The following is a 17,453-nucleotide window of genomic DNA, read 5'->3' as shown; positions in this document are numbered from 1 at the left end:
TTTGCCCACGTGTTGTCGGGGGCGATTCTCTCTTCTGCCGCCGGGATTTGGCCATATCTGCACGCAATCCCGGCATCGCACTACGAATGCGCAAAACCGGCATACGCATGTCGTTTTTAGTGAATTTTTGCCTTCCCCCGGTTTTCATTCACAAAAATGCGGCATACCACTGGCAAAACGCGACCTGTCGCTGGCATGTGTCCCGCCGCTTTGGCCCCGGACGCCGCTGCGGAACAGGTATTAATGCTTGCTAGGCCGCCGCAAATGCGCAAATCTTGAATAGCCAATCAAGAAAAAGCTGTTTGAAGCGGCAAATTCAACTGGGAGACTTCAATGAAAGATCAACTGTATTTCCTCGCGCGTCAGGCTGCCACGGGCATGATGAGCCGCCGCGAATTCATGGGCCGCGCCGCTGCGCTGGGTCTCACCGCTGCTGCAGCCAACTCGCTGCTGTCCACCGAAGTCATGGCCGCAGGCCCCCAAAAAGGCGGCACCATCCGCGTCGGCCTGCAGGGCGGCAGCACCACCGACAGCCTGGACCCGGCGCTGGCCACCAATCAGGTTGCCCTGTCGCTGATCCGTCTTTGGGGTGAATCCCTGGTCGAGCTGGCCGACGACGGCGGCATCCAGGGCAAGGTCGCGGAAAGCTACTCCGCCTCCGCAGACGCACGTGTCTGGACCTTCAAGATCCGCCAGGGCATCACCTTCTCCAACGGCAAACCCGTGACCGCCGAAGACGTGGCGCAGACCATGGACCGCCACTCGGGCGAAGACACCAAATCCGGCGCACTGGGCATCATGCGCAGCATCACCAACATCTCGACCGAAGGTGACAGCGTCATCATCGAGCTGGACAGCCCCAACGCCGACCTTCCCTACCTGATGACCGACTACCACCTGGCCATCCAGCCCGGCGGCGGCAAGGACGATCCGGCAGCCGCGATCGGCACCGGCCCCTATATCCTGAAAGAAGTCGATATGGGCGTGCGTTTCGTTGCCGAGAAGAACCCCAACTACTGGGGTGATCTGGGCAATGCCGAAACCATCGAATACGTGGTGATCAACGACAACACCGCCCGCGTTGCCGCGCTGCAATCGGGTCAGGTCGACATGATCGACCGGGTCCCCCCGCGCACCGCGAAACTGGTTGACCGCGCGCCGAACATCAACGTGCATTCCACCAGCGGCCCCGGTCACTACGTGTTCATCATGCACTGCAACACTGCACCGTTTGACAACAACGACGTGCGGATGGCGCTGAAATACGGCATCAACCGTCAGGAAATGGTCGACAAGATCCTCAATGGCTACGGCACGGTCGGCAACGACTCCCCGATCAACTCGTCCTATCCGCTTTATACCGAGTTCGAGCAGCGCGAGTTCGATCCGGACAAGGCGATGCACCACCTGAAGAAATCGGGTTACGACGGTGAGATCCTGCTGCGCACTTCGGATAACTCCTTCCCGGGCGCACCGGATGCGGCGGCCCTGTTCCAGCAGTCCTGTGCAACCGCGGGCATCAACGTGAACGTCAAGCGTGAGCCGAACGATGGCTACTGGTCCGAGGTCTGGAACAAGCAGCCCTTCTGCACCAGCTACTGGGGCGGTCGTCCGACCCAGGACCAGATGTACACCACCGCTTATCTGTCGACAGCGGACTGGAACGACACCCGGTTCAACAACGAAAAGTTCGACCAGCTGCTGCTGGCGGCCCGCGCCGAGCTGGACACCGCCAAGCGGACCCAGATGTATGCCGACATGGGCGCCATCCAGCGCGACGAAGGCGGCCTGATCTGCCCGATGTTCAACGACTTCGTCGATGCGACCTCGGACAAGCTGGCAGGCTGGGTCGACGGTGCAAAAGGCTTTGCCCTGATGAACAGCTACGCACCGCACAAAATGTGGGTGAAGGCATAACATGCCCCTCCTGTTAAAACTTTTGGCCCAGCGCATTGCGCTGGGTCTTCTCCTGCTGTTTCTGGTTTCTGCCCTGATTTTTGCCGGGACAATGATCCTGCCCGGTGACGTTGCGCAATCGATCCTGGGACAGTCCGCCACGCCCGAGGCGCTGGCCAACCTGCGTGCCGAGCTTGGCCTGAACGAGCCCGCGCTGCAGAGATATTTTGACTGGCTCGGCGGTATCATGACCGGCGATCTGGGAACCGCCCTGACAAGCGGCAGCGACATCGCAGAAAGCATCGGCAAGCGCCTGTCGAATACGCTTTTCCTCGCTTTCTGGGCTGCCGTCATCGCGGTACCTCTGGCAATCTTTCTTGGCCTGCTGGCCGTGCGGTTCAAGGACCGTTGGCCCGACAAGCTGATCTCAGCTGTCACGCTGGCCTCGATCTCGATCCCGGAATTCCTGATCGGCTATGTGCTGATGTACCTGATCGCGGTCAAACTGCGCTGGTTCCCGTCGGTTGCGATGATCAACGACAACATGTCGCTGGGTGAAAAGCTGAGCTCCATCGCCCTGCCCGTTGCGGTTCTGACCCTCGTCGTTCTGGCGCATATGATGCGCATGACCCGTGCTGCGATCCTCAATGTGATGCAATCGGCCTATATCGAAACCGCCGAACTGAAGGGCCTCAACGGCTTTCAGGTGATCTTCCGCCACGCCTTCCCGAACGCCATCGCGCCGATCGTCAACGTTGTGATGCTGAACCTTGCCTATCTGGTGGTTGGTGTCGTCGTGATCGAAGTCGTCTTCGTCTATCCGGGCATGGGCCAGTATCTGGTCGATCACGTATCGAAACGGGACGTTCCGGTGGTTCAGGCCTGCGGTCTGATCTTTGCTGCCGTCTACATCGGTCTCAACATGGTTGCAGATATCGTTGCCATCCTGTCGAACCCGCGTCTGAGGCATCCGAAATGAAAAATATTCCCATTTCCGCCCTCATCGGGCTGTTCTTTACAGCGCTCTACTTCCTGATGGCCATCCTGGCGCCGCTGATTGCCCCCTATGGCATGGCCGAGGTCGTCGGTGACGTCTGGGAGCCGTCCTCGTCCGAGTTCCTCCTTGGCACCGACAACATCGGCCGCGATCTGCTGACCCGCATGATCTATGGCGGGCGCACCACCATCTTCATCGCAACCATGGCCACGGTGGTTTCCTTCACCCTTGGTTCGGTTCTTGGCTTTTTTGCCGCCGTCACCGGTGGCTGGGTTGATCAGGCACTGTCGCGCTTTGTCGATCTGGTGATGTCGATCCCGACGCTGATCTTTGCCCTTGTGGTTCTGTCTGTGACGCCGGTCACCGTGCCGATGCTGATCATCGTAATGGGCCTTCTGGATTCCACCCGCGTCTACCGTCTGGCCCGCGCCGTTGCGGTGGATATCGAGGTCATGGACTATGTCGAAGCCGCCCGTCTTCGCGGCGAAGGCACCGTCTGGATCATCTTCCGCGAAATCCTGCCCAACGCCCTGTCACCGCTGGTGGCTGAGATGGGCCTGCGCTTCATCTTCATGGTTCTGTTCGTCTCCACCCTGTCGTTCCTGGGTCTGGGCGTGCAGCCCCCCGAAGCGGACTGGGGCGGTATCGTAAAAGAGAACAAGGACGGTATCGTCTACGGCATTCCTGCCGCACTGATCCCGGCCTTTGCCATCGCCACGCTGGCGATCTCGGTCAATCTGGTTGCCGACTGGGTGCTGAACCGAACCACCTCGCTGAAAGGAGGCCGCGGATGAGCGATCCACTGATTAAAGTCCGTGACCTGAAAATCGGGGCAACGGTCTATCCGCCGGGTGAACGGCCGCATGACATCGAAATCGTGCATGGCGTCAGCTTTGATCTGGAAAAGGGCAAGGTACTCGGTCTCATCGGGGAATCCGGCGCCGGCAAATCCACCATCGGTCTTGCCGCCATGGCCTATGGCCGCGGCGGTGTGAAGATCACCGGTGGAGAGGTCTGGATCAACGGGCGTGATATCCTGAAATCCTCGCTGCGCGATGTGCGCCGCCTGCGCGGCGGTGAAGTGACCTATGTGTCGCAATCCGCAGCTGCTTCGTTCAACCCGGCCAAGAAGATCATGGAACAGGTGACCGAGGCTGCGGTGGAGCAAGGCAAGTTCTCCAGGAAAGACGCCGAGGCCCGTGCCCGCACCCTGTTTGCCAAGCTGGGCCTGCCGGATCCGGACAATATCGGCGATCGCTACCCGCACCAGGTGTCGGGCGGTCAGCTGCAGCGTTGCATGACGGCGCTGGCGCTCTGCCCCGAACCCGATCTGGTGGTCTTTGACGAACCGACAACCGCACTGGATGTGACAACCCAGATCGACGTGCTGAAGGCGATCAAGGAAGCGATCCGCGACACAGGCGTAGCCGCACTCTATATCACCCACGATCTGGCGGTGGTGGCACAGGTCAGCGATGACATCATGGTACTGCGCCATGGCGACATGGTCGAATACGGTGATGTGGATCAGATCATCAATGCACCGCAGGAAGACTACACCAAGGCGCTTGTCTCAGTCCGCTCGATCGAGCATGAGGAGAAGGCCCCGTCGGGCGATCCAGTGCTCAGCATCCGCAACATTACCGCCCGCTACAAGGGCACCAAGTTCGACGTGCTGCATCACGTCAACGCCGATCTCTACCCTGGTCAGACGCTGGCGGTGGTGGGTGAATCCGGTTCCGGAAAATCCACCCTCGCCCGCGTGATCACCGGCCTTCTGCCGCCGCGCGAAGGGGAAATCGAATTCGCAGGCCGCGTGCTCTCGCCCGATCTGGCAAGCCGTACAAAGGATGATCTGCGCGAATTGCAGATGATCTACCAGATGGCGGATGTGGCGATGAACCCACGCCAGACCGTGGGGACTATCATCGGGCGCCCGCTGGAGTTCTACTTCGACATGAAGGGCGCCGAAAAGCGCAAGCGGATCATCGAACTTCTGGATGAGATCGAACTGGGCGAAAGCTTCATCGACCGCTACCCGGCCGAGCTGTCGGGCGGTCAGAAGCAGCGTGTCTGCATCGCGCGGGCACTGGCGGCCAAACCCAAGATGATCATCTGTGACGAGGTGACATCGGCGCTCGACCCGCTGGTGGCGGACGGCATTTTGAAGCTGCTGCTGAACCTGCAGAAGATCGAGAACGTCGCCTATCTGTTCATCACCCACGATTTGGCGACGGTGCGGGCGATCTCGGACAATATCGCCGTGATGTATCAGGGCCGCGTGCAGCGCTATGGCAGCAAGACCGAGGTGCTGTCGCCGCCGTTCGACGATTACACCGATCTGCTACTCGGCTCGGTCCCGGAAATGCGGCTGGGCTGGCTCGAAGAAGTCATCGCGAACCGCAAGATGGAAAGCGCCGGGAACTGATCCGGCGCCGCGGTCACAAAACACCATAGGCCCGCGCAGCTGCGTGGGCCTGTGCCGATAAGGGCGGTCTCACCCGCCGGGCAAACGCCAAGACAAGGATTGCCGATCATGGACAATAAGCTCCTCCTCATCATTCTGGACGGTGTGCCGTGGCGCAATTTCCGCCGCCTGTTCGGAAATCTAGAAGGCTGGGTCGATAGCGGCGATGCCCGCGTGTGGAAACACCGCGCCGTACTGCCGTCAATCTCGGCCAGCTGCTATGCCTCGATCCACACCGGCGTGGCCCCGGCGGAACATGGCTGCACCGGCAACGGCAACGTCTTTCGCCTGTCGCACAAGGACGTCTTCAGCCAGGTACGCAGTGGCGGCGGCACGACCGGCGCCGTGGCGCATAGCTTCTGGTCCGAGTTCTTCAACCGGCACCCTTTCGATTTCGTGCGCGACATCGAATACGATGAACCCGAAAGCGAGACCATCAACCACGGTCGTTTTCACAGCATGACCGGTTACGGTCTCATCAATCAGATGACGCCCTCGGATGTGGATCTCTTCGGCACGCTCACCAACCTCGCCCACCGGTTCGATCTGAACTATGGCATGCTGCACACCTGCACCCTCGACAGCATGGGGCACCGGTTCTTCCATGACTGCCAGGAGATGGACCATGCCTGCGCGGTCATGGACGAGATGCTGGCGCCCTTCATCCCGCGCTGGCGCAAGATGGGTTACGAGGTGATCGTCACCGCCGACCACGGACAGGACGAACGCGGCCACCACGGCGGACGCAGCCCGCTGCAACAGGAAACCGCGCTCTATTATTTCGGCGATGCAGAAGGGCCCCATGCGGACACTGTCATCGACCAGCTGCAACTGGCGCCGACGATCCTGAACCGGTTGGGTGCGCCCATCGCCGATACGATGAAGGCCAAACCTTTTCTGAGCTGATGCAAACGGAGCCCCCATGCTGAAACCCGCAGTTGCCTGCCTTGCCCTATTCGCCGCTCCGGCAGCCGCGGGCGATTTCTGCCATGATCTGTGGTACACACGGAACGCCATCATGGACCGGGCCGGGTATTGCTTTGGTTCCGCTCTGGGTCAGGCGGTGTTCGGCACGGGGCCCTGCATCGGCAAATCGGTCAGCCTGACGCCGCAGGATCAGCAACGTGTCGCGCAGATCCAGGGAATGGAGCGCGACATGTCCTGCCGGGTGAATACCAAACAGCACCATCTGGATCTGGATGATTTGCATATCCGCAGGCAGCTGTCGGATCTGCCGATCCCGGACGAAATACAGGGCGCGTGCCTCGGCTGGATGGGCCCCGCGACCGCGCTGCATGCCGGGCATAGCGAAGCCAGCCCCGTGATCGGGCAGATCCTGCCCGATGACACCGTATCCTATAGCCACTGGCCCGATGCGGGTTGGACCTACGTCACCACATCTGCGGGACATGGTGACTGGCGCGTCAAAAGCGGCGGCTGGCTGAACTATGAAAAGGCCGGGGAGGTCCCCTGCCGGGATTTCGCGGGCTGATCACCCGCCCCCAACCCTAATCGTAAGGCCAGATTTCCTGGCCCAGCGCCTCAATGGCGAGCGAGATACGTTCGAAACTGTCGCGGGCGCGGCCAACTGAATGGCGCGCGCGCAGATAACCGTGCACCAGCCCTTCTTCGTTGATCCAATGGGCCTTGCCCCCGGCCGCGAGGATGCGGTCCCGGTAGTCGCGGCTGTCATCGCGCACAGGGTCGCAATCGGCGCTGATCAGAATGGTAGCGGGGAGTCCGGAAAAGTCGCCGTCCTGCAGCGGCGCATAGGTGGGATCGCCTTGGGCTACCTTGCCATCCTTGCAGCGTATCCCCTGATAAAACAGGATTTCATCCCTGGTCAGCATCGGCGCCTTGGCATGCTCGAGGTAGGATCCCGCATTCACATCGCCGCCAAAGGCCCCATAGATCAGCACCTGCCCCAGAATGCGATCCGTCCGCCCCCGGGCATGATGGGCGACCGCTGCACAGAGGTTGGCGCCAGCGCTGTCGCCAGAGAGGACAATACCGCCCTCATATTCTGACAGGATCCATTCAAAGGCCGCCCAGGCGTCATCGAACATCGCCGGGTGCATATGCTCGGGCGCCAGACGATAGTCGACTGCAACCACGCGATATCCGGTCTGGGCGCAGATCTCGGCGCAGACGTCATCGTGGCTTTCCAGCCCGCCAACGACAAAGCCGCCACCATGGCAATACATCACCGTGCGCGTCGGGTCCCCGGCAGTATAGATCCGCACCGGCACCCCATTGACCTGCCGGTCCTCGGTCTCGACCATATCAGGGCGGGGCGCCAGAAAACTGCGGGCCATGGCGTTGTAGATCTCGCGTTGCTCCGGAACCGAACGCTCTGCCGTATCCGCCGGATAACAGTCGTTGGTGCGGCGAATGAACGCCCAGGTTTCCGCGTCGATCAGTTGTTCGTAGTCCATGATCTGGAAGCCTCCCTTTTGCCTGCTGAGGCAAACCCTAGGCCACGCCATGGCAGGAAGGGAATGCCCAAAACGACACAAAGCGCCCTTTCAAGCGCTTTGTGCAGAATTTTGATATCAGACCAGAGTCAGCCCTGATCTTGCGGCAGATGCTCCCACGGGCGGGTAAAGCCCCCCAGAACCTGACCGATTTCGCCGTCGCTGGCGCCGTTGGCCTCGACCTGCGCGACAAGGCCGCGCTTCTTGTCGTCGATCACTGCTTCAACGCGGGTCGGCAGCCCCGCCTTCAGCAGCGCTTCGTTGTAGATCCGGGTGATGGCATTCTTGCGCAGGTCCGGTTTGAAAACCTTGCCAACGGCCGTCTTCGGCAGCTCGTCCAGCACCGTCAGATGTTTCGGGATCGCCGCGCGTTCGTGGATGTGCACCTTGCAGTAATCCATCAGCTCTTCAGCCGTGGCGCTGGCACCATCGACCAGTTCCACAAAGGCACAAGGCACCTCACCAGCGTGAATATCGGGTTGTCCGATCGCCCCGGCAAAGGCGACGGCCTCATGCCCGAGAAGCGCCTCTTCGATCTCGGCGGGATCGATATTGTGACCGCCGCGAATGATCAGGTCCTTGGCCCGCCCGGTGATCCAGACATAACCATCGGCGTCGACACGCCCCAGATCGCCGGTGCGCAGGTATTTATCGTGGAAATAGAGATCAGCGTTCTTTTCCGCCTCGGTATAGGTATTGCCCGCATAGACACCGGGGTTGGACACGCAGATCTCCCCGACCTCGTCGGTGCCGCATTCCACCAGTCCGTCGGCAGTGGATTTGATGATCTTCACATCGGTATAGGGGAACGGAATCCCGATCGAGCCGATCTTCTTTTCGCCATCCACCGGGTTACAGGACACCAGGCATGTGGCCTCGGTCAGACCGTAGCCTTCGACAATATTGACGCCAGTGGCCTTTTCAAACCGGCGGAACAGTTCGACCGGCAGCGGCGCCGAGCCGGAAAAGGCCGTTTTCACCGTCGACACATCCGCATCAACCGGGCGCTGCATTTTGGCCGAGATCGCGGTCGGCACGGTGATGATAAAGGAAATCTTCCAGCGTTCGATCAGCTTCCAGAAATTGTCGAACACCCCATCGCCGCGATAGCCCTGCGGCGTCGGGAAAACCACATGCGCGCCCGAGGCCACTGCTGCCATCACGATCACATGGCAGGCAAAGACGTGGAACAGGGGCAGCGGACACATGATGTTGTCCTCTTCGGTAAAGAGCAGGCTATGCCCGATCCAGCCGTTGTAGATCATCCCCGAATAGGTGTGCTGCGCCACCTTGGGCATGCCGGTTGTACCACCGGTGTGGAAATAGCAGGCGACGCGGTCCTCGGTGCTGTCGGCAAACTGCAGCGTGGTGGGCTGACGGCGCACTTCCTTGGTGAAGCTCTTGTAATCGGCGTGGGCCAGCTGCGCCTTATTCTCCAGCTTGGGCCGCACCAGGGGCACGATCCAGGATTTCGGCGGCGTCAGATAGCGGTTCAGGTCCACCTCAAGGATGGTGTTCACATGCGGCGCATGGCGCACCGCCTCGGCCACCTTCTGGGCCACGTCGGTCTTCGGAAAGGGTTTGAGCGTCACCACGACCTTGGCGTTGGTTTCCCGCAGGATCGAAGCAATCTGCTCCGGCTCCAAGAGCGGGTTGATCGGGTTCACGATCCCCGCAACGGCACCCGCCAACATAGTCACCAGCGTTTCGGTGCAGTTCGGCAGGATATAGGCGACAACGTCCTTCTCTCCGACGCCCAGCTCGCGGAACAGATTGGCCGCCTGGGTGACCTGATCCTTGAGCTGGCTCCAGTTCAGGGTTTCCGCCTTGTCGTTCGGGCCGGAAAACAATTGATAGCTGATTGCATTATTGGTCGGGAACTTGCCTGCCGTGCGGTCCAGCAACCCGTAAAGAGTGGTCGGCAGGTCCCGCGCCTCCCACGGCATCTCGTTCTCAACTGCCTTGCAATCTTCCACTGTGGCAAACGCCATTGCTTTCCTCCCCTGCCCCCTGTCCCGGGGGATTATCTCCTACGATCAAGATGGTTGTAAAACCCGCGCTGTGCAAGCGCAGCGCAAGGGTCACGTCAAGGCAGGGGCGCATTTAACGCTGCGACAAATCATTAGCTTACGAAAGGGAAACCGGCCCGTGGGGCGGAATGTGTCCGTGCAGGAAGGTTACTCTGCGGCAAGCCCGTCAGTGAACTGGAGGCGCGCCAGACGCGCGTAAAGCCCGCCTTCGGCAACCAGCGCATCATGCGTGCCGGTGGCCACGATGCGGCCCTCCTCCATCACCACGATCCGGTCGGCCTTTTTCACCGTCGCAAGCCGGTGCGCTACGATCAGCGTGGTGCGGCCTTGGCTCAGCTCATCCACGGCAGCCTGCACCAGACGCTCGCTTTCGGCATCCAGCGCCGAGGTTGCCTCGTCCAGCAGTAGAACCGGCGCATCGCGCAGGATGGCCCGGGCGATGGCGATCCGCTGTTTCTGACCACCAGACAGCATCACACCGCGCTCGCCCACATAGCTGTCATAGCCTTCGGGGAGGGCCGAGATGAAATCATGCGCAGCAGCGGCGCGGGCCGCGGCTTCGACCTCTGCATCAGTGGCATCAGGGCGACCAAAGCGGATGTTTTCCCGCGCGGACGCGGCAAAAATAATCGGATCCTGTGGCACCATGGCGATATGTTTGCGGAAGGCATCCCGGCGCAGATCACTGAGCGCAACACCATCCAGGCGCACCGCACCGGCGTTCGGGTCATAAAACCGCTGGATCAGCTGAATGATCGTCGTCTTGCCTGCGCCCGACGGGCCGACAAAGGCCACCGTTTCACCGGGTTCGATGGAGAGAGAAACATCGTCCAGCGCCAGCACATCGGGGCGCGCGGGATAGCGGAACATCACGTTTTCAAAACTGATTTCGCCGCGCACCGGCTTAGCCAGCGCCTTGGGCGCGCCGGGATCGTTGACGGCATCCTCGGCATTCAGCAACTCGACCAGCCGCTCGGTGGCCCCGGCCGCCCGTTGCAATTCGCTCCAGATTTCCGACAGGGCGGCGACGGAGCCCGCCACCAGAACCGAGTAGATGACGAATTGGATCAGGGTTCCTTCGGTCATCACACCGGCGCGCACGTCGATGGCGCCCATCCACAGCACCCCGACGATGCCGGAAAACACCAGGAAGATCACGATGACCGTCAGAAACGCCCGCGTGCGGATCCGCTTGCGCGAAACGTCATAGGAGGTTTCGGTCATCTGCGCGAATTGCAGGCGGCTTGCGTCCTCATGAGTAAAGGCCTGCACGGTCTGCACCGCACCCAGCGCCTCTCCGGCATTGCCAGAGGAGGCCGCGATCCAGTCTTGGTTTTCGCGGCTGATAGCTCGCAAGCGCCGTCCCAGCACCAGAATCGGCACAATAACGGCGGGGACGATCAGCAGCACCAGACCAGTCAGCTTGGCCGAGGTCAGCAACATCAGGAACAGCCCGCCGCCAAACAACAGCATATTGCGCAGGGCAATGGAGACGGACGAGCCGAGAACCGACTGGATCAGCGTGGTGTCGGTGGTGATCCGGCTCAGCACCTCGCCGGTCATGATCCGTTCGTAGAACACGGGGCTCATGCCGATGACCCGGTCGAACACCGCCTTGCGGATATCAGCCACTACCCGTTCACCCAGCCGCGTCACCAGCGCATAGCGCAGGCCAGTGCCCACGGCCAAAAGGGCCGCCATCGCCAAGGCGGCCATGAAATACTGGTTCAGCAGCGCATTGTCGGAGATACGGAAGTTGTCCACTACCCGGCGCACCGCCAGCGGCAGGCTCAGCGACACGCCAGCGGTCAGGACCAGTGCGCAGGTGGCAACGAACATCAGCGCCTTGTAGGGGCGCATAAAGGGCCACAGCGCCGCCAGCACTCCGATTTTACGCGAACTTTGCCGCTCTTCTTTCGCGTTCGGGGCTGCCGTCTTGCGCGCCATTGCTGATCCTTATGACAATTTCCTGGCAAAGCCATGAGCCTTGCGGTCCAGTGTGGTTCATGGCCCTCACGGCCCCGCAGGTCAAGCGTTCCGCCCAAGGGCATCTGGACGCACACCGAAACAAAGGCCGCAAACAGGCCCTGAAGCTGCAACCAAACAACGGAAGACCGTCCCGGTTAAACATCAAATCAGCGCATTGGGGAATTTCTGGAGCGGGTAGCGGGAATCGAACCCGCACCTTAAGCTTGGAAGGCTCTTATGATACCATTTCACCATACCCGCTCAGAGTAATCCGTGATTTATTTGAAGCCGCAGGTGAGGTCAACCACCTTCTTGGCTTCAAAAGCCCGGATAAGGGATGCGCGCCCCTCCTGGCGCGAAAACTTCTATATCAAAGGGGCTTGCGTGGAATTCTTGCCCGAACCTAAGGGCAGCACACGCCCGCTCCAGCGGTCATCTCCCATCAATGTGCAACCGGCTGCGGCTCTGATCTTTCGGCCTTTGTAACAATCAGGATAGACAGGCACCTGAGCGGCCCTAATTGTCACCCTACGCCATCGTTTTGCCGCCACAAACGCTGCATTGGAAACCGCCTCCATGACCACGAAGACCGCCATTCTGACATCCCACGGGCAACCTTCGGCGCCAGAGCCGCCGGAACGCGCCCTTGCCGCCTTGGCGGCAGAGGTGGCGGTGCATCTGCCAAGTTGGGATATTCGCTCCGCCACCCTGGCCAATCCCGGCAGGCTCGATGCGGTGATGACAGACGGCGCCATCATCTACCCCTTTTTCATGGCCCGGGGCTGGTTCACCGCAAAGGTCCTGCCCGAGCGGCTGTCGGGACGCGTCTACACAATGGCCTGCCCCTTTGGCCTGGATTCCTCCCTGCCGGAGCTGACCGCAGCTGCCCTGCAAGACGCGCAAAGAGAGGCCGGATGGGCCGACGCCCCCCTCTCCGTGCTGCTCGCTGCGCATGGCTCCGCCCGCGGCCCAAAGGCAGCCGAAGCCGCAGAGGCATTCGCCACCCACCTGCGCGCGCTTCTACCCAGTGCGCAGATCAGCCCCGCCTTTGTGGAGCAAGCCCCCGGCATCGACACCATCGCACGCACCCTGCCCCGCCGGACCCTGTGCCTGCCGTTTTTCGCTCAGGCCGGTGATCACGTGCGCGGGGACATTCCCGAGGCTCTCAACAGCGCCGCGTTCGCGGGACAAGTCCTGCCGGTTGTCGGCGCCCTGCCCGGCACCCCTGCCCTGATCGCAAAGGCCATTGCCGCCGCCAACAGCGGGTAAGACCAGCCAATCAATCGGCAAGCCATGACAAACGCATGCCAGCTAGTCGGCATCTTCTTGTTTTCAGGAGATATGTCGCTGTTGGTATTTGGAGGCGAGTACCGGAACCGCAACCTCCGATTATTGCTGTTTTATTTCAACCTCTTACAAAATTTATCAATACCCACTTAGTGTCCAAGATAGTGCCCAACTCAGAGTGTTTCTCGAGTCTGTATTCTGTAGTTCCATGGCTTCTCATCCAAACTCAGTCGAGGATTCGCTACGAAAAGCCCGGACCAAAACCGACGGCGTTGTTGGGGATTACATCACGGCGTTTGACACAGCGTAAAGACGGGACGATGCTAGTCGTGTCGGCGCTCAGTTTTGGGCCTATGAGCGACAAGAAAATGGAATTTGTTTGTCGGAGAAATAAATTTGGTACTCCCATTGATCCCAGTTGTTACAGCCTTGGCTAGCGGAGGAAGCCTCGTCGCCCATTCTGCTGGCGGGCTGATCGTATACAGTTCGCTCACAGGAGGTTACGTTGCAGGCACATACATAAGCACCGCAGCGCTGGCTTCTTTCTTGACTGGGACTGCGATTGCGGCGGGCACACTTGGAACTGCAGCAATAGGAGGTGCGGCCATCTGGGCTTATGGAACGGTTGCCGGAGCAGCAATCTCTCTGATTGGAAGCGCGGGCTTCTTGGGTACTACGATTGGAGCGACTGGTATTACTGGCTTAATGATGCGAGCCGGTATTCTGCCCTCGGTATCAATTCTGGTACCGGTTTTCTTAGGCTCTGCCGCGGTTCTGGTTCTAGGTGCTGGAGCGATTTATGCTCGTCGCGTCCAAAAACTGCGAACAAAAGTTCTGTCGACACCAGAAGGCCAAGAAATGAAGTTCTCGAAGCGAGAAGCAAAGTTGGTCGAGAGAATGCTCCGTAGCGCGTCCAAAACGCATAATTTCTTGTGGAGAGCAGTGATGAGGTTCTTTGGAAAAAGAGGTGCTGCTGCTCAGTAAGTGGCGTTCACATCTTTAAAGTAGTGTCTTCAGCCACGCTCCTCAATCATTTCCTCGGCCACAAACGTATAGGATGGTGACACAGTTGGTCGCCTCACTGATCAGCCGTGTCCACCGCAGATTGTTGTCTATGCAGAAGGCCCCACTGATTTTCAGACCCAGCTCGAGAAGCGCCGGAAGGGACAGTTCCAGAGGACGATGTCTTTGCGTCGCCCCTTACAGTGCTGAAACAAGGGTTCGCTTCGATTTCTTACTCGTTTTCTACCATGAAACCCTTTTGACAACGCGACTCAGGACGATTTTTCGCAACCTTCGGGGGTGCGCCCTCTGAAGATGCGCACTAAGCTGACGTAAAGTACTGAAGCTTTGGAGTTAAAATGATAAGGAAAACTGTTTTTCAGTCTGCAGCTGCGGCGTTGCTTTCGACTACCATGCTGGTGTCAGGGCCTGCATTAACAGATATTACCTCTGAAATTGCAGCAATCCAGGGGGAGATTGCGTCGCTTGAAGAAGAAATCTCCAATATGGCAAATCCAGACAGCCTGTTTGGGGTGCTCAAACAAGCCAGATTGGATGCAACAGCTTTAACCTTGGCGCTGCTTACCAATCAAAAGCTTGCCAATGAGGGCGCGGGGACAATCGAGGTAATCGTGCCTGCGGTTCAGCCCCATCCTGAAAAGTCCGCCCAGCTTCTTGAAGAGTACATGAAGCAAATGAAGGTAATTGACGCAGTCCAAGATGAAGTTGCCCAGTATTCAGGGGGATTGGTTCAGGCCATGGCTATCAGCAGGCTCGAAACGGAAAAGCTGACACTAGCCCAAATTCGTGCAGCCTGGATGCAGGCTGAGTATGGCATCGCACTACCGGCCAATGTCAGTGGGTCCGCAAGGTCATCAGCGTCGGACATTGGCAACTCCAATCCTTCGAATGATGACGGAGATGACACCAAGGTCGCTTGGGCTGATCCGACCCACCCTGACATCGACTATGATCAGTCCATTTTCCGCCAGTTGGACAATGAAGGCTTTGAAGTTGTTGGGTGGTGGGGCCTGAAGAAATACCAAGCTGAAGTTGACGATAGCCCTGCAGTATTTGCGATCAATGTTAACGCATTTACGGAAGGCTATGGAGACGACCCTTCTCTTAAGATTGGCTGCCAGGAAGGTACTGCATCCATCGTCTTTGATACCGATGACTACATTCTGACTGATAGCCGTGCAAACTCGATTTCTGTGACCTATCGCATTGACGACTCTGAGGCCCAAACTGGCCGCTGGAGCGAGCTTTCCGGGAGCAAGGGGGCAGGTCTTTTCAATGCCGATGGGGAGGCATTCCTGCGGAAACTATACGGGTCCAAGAAGACCTTCTTCCGGCTGAGAGAGCGGGATGGGGAGATTCATAGCATGTCTCTTAACATGGCTGGAACAGATGTGGTCATTGATGCGGCCGCTGCTGCATGCGGGTTCTCTACCCTTGAACTGACCCGCGATGACTATAAGGCAATCCAGACGATGCTAAATGCAGGCGGCTTCAATGCAGGTGACCCTGATGGAGTTTGGGGGAATGGCTCCAAGAAAGCTCTGAGAAAATTCCAGGAAGCTAACGGTCTTTCCGCAACTGGAGCGCCCGATCGCAAAACATTGAAAGCCATGGGCCTTAATTTGTGAGTTGATTTTACTGGTAACGCGCTATTTCTAATTTTTGTCCATGACTTAGCGCCCTTAGCAAGACCACAAAGTGCGCCCCTCTGTGTTGGGGGCGCAGGAAAAAAGCCACTTTGAATAGGCGATCTTTTCCTCCAACTTTTTTAGCCTGTCTGCCAGGGAAACTGCATCCCGCAAGACTTAGACTTCAGCTGTTGCGATATTGCGGGCAGAACCCTCACAGGGTAAATATCCCCGCAATCAGCAAGCCCGTCTATTGCTCTTTCATAATCTCGACTATCCGCGTATCAGCAAACGGCTCTCCTCAATTAGCCTGCTACTGCAAAGTTTGGCAGCTCCAGAGGTGGGTTGTCGCCGAACGGGCTTTGTATCGTCTGCGTAACTTGGTCGAACGGCGTTTCAGCAAACCGAAAACACCCGCCGTGTCGCTACCCGTTGTGGCAAGATTGCGGAGAGCTTCTCGGGCTTCATTTACATCACGTCGATCTGCCTCTGGCTGCGCCATTTGTCAATATAACCCAATCAAAGCCGAAGGGCATTTTCGGGAATCACATCAATTGCTCCTGCAGTCAACAAAGGAAATATCAGACCATGGAGCCTTCGGATGGGCCTTACGGATCAATACAGATATTTTTGCACCCATGTAATAAGGGTATAAGTTCTATATTAGATGGACATTCGCGTAACTGGTGTATTTTGCTGCTTTTTCTACATGGGTGCAAAAATTAAACTGAGGCGAAGCCAAGGGGCTTGCCCCTTCCACTCATTACAATCTAATACATCTTATGAGAACAAGGCGCTGATCATATATTTGGCATTGACACGCTACTGCGCGAATTGTTAATATGGATTTAGTTCAAAGGAGTGAATTACACTCACCTAACGAACGCCATCCATGGGAAAATTTCATAAGCTTTTTGTCGGATCGCTGAATCCGGAGCATAGGTATTTTCTAAATACTCATGGGGAACAAAGTTCATGCGCTCTGATTTAACAACCCTTTCGGAAATGTTAAATTATAAAAGGTTGCGGTGAGGGAAGTGGACTGACCACCATACTCCCTTCACCCACTCACAACAACCACATGCGCTTTGATCTACGGCCAAATTCAACCGCAACTTAAATTTAAACACGAAAGGATCATGACAAAGATTGCATTTTTAATAAACACCAACAAATCCCCACTAAAAGATCAGTGGTTTCAAGAGTTCTCAGTACAAGAAGTCAAGTATTCAGCACATTACTTTGACTCCAACCTGTTCCCAAAAGATTTAGATCATGACCTGCTCCCCTTTGAGTCCGCGGTTGTTAGTTCGCTCTGTTCAGTGTTTGGTCCTCTATTGACCGTTGGTGATACTCCCACGGAGTGAGCCCGTCGAGGCTCGTGTGGGGGCGATGGTGATTGTAATCGTCACGCCAAGACGCGATCAGCTCCCGGGCGTGGCGCAGGTTTGCGAACAGATGCTCGTTGAGGCACTCGTCTCGCAGGCGGCCGTTGAAGCTCTCGACGAAGCCGTTCTGCATGGGCTTCCCAGGCGCGATGTAGTGCCACTCGACCTTCCGGTCTTCCTGCCATTTCAGGATGGCATTCGACGTAAGTTCGGTCCCATTGTCGCTGACCACCATGCACGGATAACCGCGCGTTCGGGCGATATTATCGAGCTCACGGGCAACCCGCTGGCCGGA

General features: G+C 58.3%; 12 protein-coding genes, 1 tRNA gene and 1 pseudogene. 9 read left to right on the top strand and 5 right to left on the bottom strand.

Going from position 1 to position 17,453, the window contains the following annotated elements:
• The first annotated feature begins 333 nt into the window (after positions 1-333).
• The 6 genes from SM765_RS16665 (at position 334) to SM765_RS16640 (ending at position 6,852) form a co-directional block, all read left to right on the top strand.
• On the top strand, positions 334-1,917 hold the full coding sequence (locus SM765_RS16665) for an ABC transporter substrate-binding protein (RefSeq protein ID WP_274832474.1): 1,584 nt from the start codon (positions 334-336) through the stop codon (positions 1,915-1,917).
• A gap of 1 nt (position 1,918) precedes the next feature.
• Positions 1,919-2,875: an ABC transporter permease gene (locus tag SM765_RS16660; protein ID WP_065270803.1), complete on the top strand. Its 957-nt coding sequence runs from the start codon at positions 1,919-1,921 to the stop codon at positions 2,873-2,875.
• The gene (locus SM765_RS16655; RefSeq protein ID WP_065270804.1) at positions 2,872-3,687 is read left to right on the top strand and encodes an ABC transporter permease; all 816 of its coding nucleotides are present in this window, start codon (positions 2,872-2,874) and stop codon (positions 3,685-3,687) included. The genes SM765_RS16660 and SM765_RS16655 overlap by 4 nt, the downstream gene beginning before the upstream one ends.
• A complete protein-coding gene (locus SM765_RS16650) occupies positions 3,684-5,321 on the top strand; it encodes an ABC transporter ATP-binding protein (protein ID WP_274835755.1) in 1,638 nt (545 codons plus the stop codon). Before SM765_RS16655 ends, SM765_RS16650 begins: the two co-directional genes overlap by 4 nt.
• Positions 5,322-5,429: 108 nt before the next feature.
• Positions 5,430-6,266, top strand: a complete 837-nt coding sequence (locus SM765_RS16645; RefSeq protein ID WP_065270806.1) for an alkaline phosphatase family protein — start codon at positions 5,430-5,432, stop codon at positions 6,264-6,266.
• A gap of 16 nt (positions 6,267-6,282) precedes the next feature.
• The gene (locus tag SM765_RS16640; protein WP_274838620.1) at positions 6,283-6,852 is read left to right on the top strand and encodes a DUF4453 domain-containing protein; all 570 of its coding nucleotides are present in this window, start codon (positions 6,283-6,285) and stop codon (positions 6,850-6,852) included.
• 16 nt (positions 6,853-6,868) lie between these two features.
• Here the strand turns inward: SM765_RS16640 and SM765_RS16635 are convergent, their stop codons facing one another.
• The 4 genes from SM765_RS16635 to SM765_RS16620 all read right to left on the bottom strand — a co-directional run bounded on the left by SM765_RS16635 (position 6,869) and on the right by SM765_RS16620 (position 12,093).
• Positions 6,869-7,795, bottom strand: coding sequence for an alpha/beta hydrolase (locus tag SM765_RS16635; RefSeq protein ID WP_274835758.1), 927 nt, complete (start codon positions 7,793-7,795; stop codon positions 6,869-6,871).
• Positions 7,796-7,923: 128 nt separating this feature from the next.
• Positions 7,924-9,825: an acyl-CoA synthetase gene (locus SM765_RS16630; RefSeq protein WP_274828317.1), complete on the bottom strand. Its 1,902-nt coding sequence runs from the start codon at positions 9,823-9,825 to the stop codon at positions 7,924-7,926.
• Between the two features lie 186 nt (positions 9,826-10,011).
• Positions 10,012-11,811, bottom strand: coding sequence for an ABC transporter transmembrane domain-containing protein (locus SM765_RS16625; protein WP_274838619.1), 1,800 nt, complete (start codon positions 11,809-11,811; stop codon positions 10,012-10,014).
• Between the two features lie 208 nt (positions 11,812-12,019).
• A tRNA-Gly gene (locus tag SM765_RS16620) sits at positions 12,020-12,093 on the bottom strand.
• Between the two features lie 315 nt (positions 12,094-12,408).
• Here SM765_RS16620 and SM765_RS16615 point away from each other — a divergent pair.
• The 3 genes and pseudogenes from SM765_RS16615 to SM765_RS16605 all read left to right on the top strand — a co-directional run.
• Positions 12,409-13,101: a CbiX/SirB N-terminal domain-containing protein gene (locus SM765_RS16615; protein WP_274835760.1), complete on the top strand. Its 693-nt coding sequence runs from the start codon at positions 12,409-12,411 to the stop codon at positions 13,099-13,101.
• A 1,379-nt stretch (positions 13,102-14,480) separates the two neighbouring features.
• Positions 14,481-15,770: a peptidoglycan-binding domain-containing protein gene (locus SM765_RS16610; RefSeq protein WP_368981635.1), complete on the top strand. Its 1,290-nt coding sequence runs from the start codon at positions 14,481-14,483 to the stop codon at positions 15,768-15,770.
• Between the two features lie 344 nt (positions 15,771-16,114).
• A pseudogene (locus SM765_RS16605) lies at positions 16,115-16,284 on the top strand (IS5/IS1182 family transposase); the annotation flags it as partial.
• A 791-nt stretch (positions 16,285-17,075) separates the two neighbouring features.
• Here SM765_RS16605 and SM765_RS16600 read toward each other — a convergent pair.
• Positions 17,076-17,453: integrase core domain-containing protein (locus SM765_RS16600; protein ID WP_368981634.1), on the bottom strand; the 378-nt coding region annotated here is incomplete at its 5' end.

It is taken from the genome of Pseudophaeobacter sp. 1A09344 (assembly GCF_041008745.1).
Taxonomy (GTDB): domain Bacteria; phylum Pseudomonadota; class Alphaproteobacteria; order Rhodobacterales; family Rhodobacteraceae; genus Phycobacter; species Phycobacter gallaeciensis_A.
The sequence above is the reverse complement of the archived record's forward strand: the minus strand, read 5'-3'. Positions and strand labels throughout refer to the sequence as shown.